At 72.3% G+C, this 1,167-nt stretch carries 1 protein-coding gene and 1 pseudogene; both read right to left on the bottom strand.

The features are described 5' to 3' along the window. A pseudogene (locus tag GT030_RS23975) lies at positions 1-528 on the bottom strand (HTTM domain-containing protein); the annotation flags it as partial. Beyond that, positions 525-1,167 (bottom strand): DUF5819 family protein (locus GT030_RS23980; protein WP_161202874.1); only part of this gene is annotated, 643 nt, incomplete at its 5' end. The pseudogene GT030_RS23975 and the gene GT030_RS23980, both read right to left, overlap by 4 nt.

The following is a 1,167-nucleotide window of genomic DNA, read 5'->3' on the forward strand; positions in this document are numbered from 1 at the left end:
GGGTCCCACCCGGTCGGCGGGAACGCGCTCCCCACGCGCGCGTGCCGCCTCCGCGCGCCCGGCCCGGCGCGCGTCCAGCGACCAGACCTGGCCGCAGCGGGTGAACACCAGGTAGAGGGACATCAGGTGCAGCACGTTGTCGCCGCCGTCCCCCATGAACACGCTGCGGTTCTGGAGCGAGAGCACCCCCACCATGAACAGCACGGCGGCGGTCCGGGTGCGCCAGCCGACCAGCAGCGCGGCACTGGCCAGGACCGCCAGGAGGTAGCAGAGCTCGAACCAGAGCCGGCTGCCGGACCACATCAGCACGGTGAAGGCGTGGTTGTCGGCGATGAGCTGGTGGGCCAGGTTCCAGCTCCAGGGCCCGGCCGGCCCGTACAGCTCCTGGCGGTGCGGGAACTCGCGCAGCAGGAAGACCAGCCAGGTCCCGGCGAACCCGATCCGGATCACGGCGCTCTGGTACGGACCGAGGGCCGCGCCGGTGACGCGTTCGACGCCCTGGGCGAAGGTCTGGGAGAGCCGGTTCATCGGGCACCTGCCTCGGTCTCGTCACCGGTCACCGTCCACCAGGGCAGCACACGGTAGGCGGGACTGGTGGAGACCTTCTCCCGGCTCCACTCGGGCGGGGGCACATTGACGGTGCGGGAACGCACTTGCACACGCTCGATGGTTCCGGCACGGTCGAGGCCCTCGTCCCGCCGCAGGCGCAGCACCACTATCCGGCGCACGTACTGCTCGGAGAGCGCCCCGCGCACGCCCACGGGCCGGTTGTCGGTGCCGTGGGTGGTGCCGAGGAAGTCCCAGGCGCGGCGCAGCTCGTTCTGCTGGGTGTGGCTGGGCAGCAGGTTGCCGTCGATGGCGGCGCCGTCCTCGGCGGACAGGTCGGTCCAGCCGGTGGTGCGCAGGTCACCGCCTTCGCCCCGGATCTGAGCGCGGACCTGCACGGCGACGTTCTGCTGCAGCGGGTTCGGCGCGAACAGCTTCCAGTTCTGCTCGAACTCCGGGTACACCCAGCCCTCCACCGCCTTGGCGTGCCGCTTGCTCACGGTGTTGGCGGGGGCGAGGCTCAGGAACACCATGCCGAGGTGCACGGCGGCGACGGCCGCCACGACCGCGAGTGCGCCGCCCGCGACGAGGCGGTAGCGGGGGGAGAGGGCGGCGAGGCCG

Source organism: Streptomyces sp. SID1328 (assembly GCF_009865595.1).
Classification (GTDB): domain Bacteria; phylum Actinomycetota; class Actinomycetes; order Streptomycetales; family Streptomycetaceae; genus Streptomyces; species Streptomyces griseoluteus.